Source organism: Mesorhizobium sp. M0802 (genome assembly GCF_040320115.1).
Taxonomy (GTDB): Bacteria; Pseudomonadota; Alphaproteobacteria; order Rhizobiales; family Rhizobiaceae; genus Mesorhizobium.
On sequence record NZ_JAMYOY010000063.1, the window covers coordinates 1 to 880 of the forward strand.

General features: G+C 62.5%; 1 pseudogene. It reads left to right on the forward strand.

What is annotated here, in order from left to right:
* Positions 1–115: 115 nt before the first annotated feature.
* Positions 116–880, forward strand: a pseudogene (locus NKI10_RS30865) (IS5 family transposase); the annotation flags it as partial.

An 880-nucleotide genomic window follows, 5' to 3' on the forward strand; every position in this document is an offset into this window, starting at 1 on the left:
AGTCGGGGCTGAAAAATATCTGAAAGCCTTGTAGGATAAGGATTCCCAAGAGGTTTGAAGTATCGGAGAATGGGGGAAATCGAAACCGTTTCGCTTCTTTCCCGGTGTTTTCTCAATGCCTCCCTCTGGTCCGTCACGTACAAGAATGATCTTTTCCGCGAGCGCCTGGATGCGATCCTCAACATGAGGCACCCGCTGGTGCGGCTGTCGGGGTTGATGCCATGGGCCCGGTTTGATGAGGCGTTCGACCGCTTCTACCGCCCGGTCGGCAGGCCGGCCAAGCCGACGCGATTGATGGTGGCGCTGCATTACCTCAAGCACGTCTACGATGTGTCGGGCGAAGAGGTGGTGGAGCGGTGGGTGGAGAATGCGTACTGGCAGTATTTTAGCGGCTTCGAGTTTTTCCAGCACGAGGCGCCGATCGACGCCAGCACGATGACACGTTGGCGCAAGCGGATCGGACCAGAGGGCCTGGAGAAATGCTGAAGGCGAGCGTCGAGGCGGCGCTCGACAGCGGGACCGCCAAGCCGAATTCGCTGGAGCGGATCACCGTCGACACGACGGTGCAGCCGAAAGCGGTCGCTCATCCGACCGACAGCCGGCTTTACCTGAAGCAATCCAGACTGGCGCGCCAGGCGAAGCGGTACGGTGTCGTACTCAGGCAGAGCCACCTCGGCTGGCCAAGGCCGCAGCGGTACGCGCCGGCCGCTATGCCCACGCCCGGCAGTTCCGACGGATGCGGCGCGAACTGAAGCGCCTTCGCACCTATCTCGGCCGGGTGTTCCGCGACATCACCCGCAAGATCGCCGGCAATGGTGAACTCGAGGCCAGGTTCGCTCGGCTGCTCGGGCTGGTCGAGCGGCTGCTGGCCCAGAGGCCG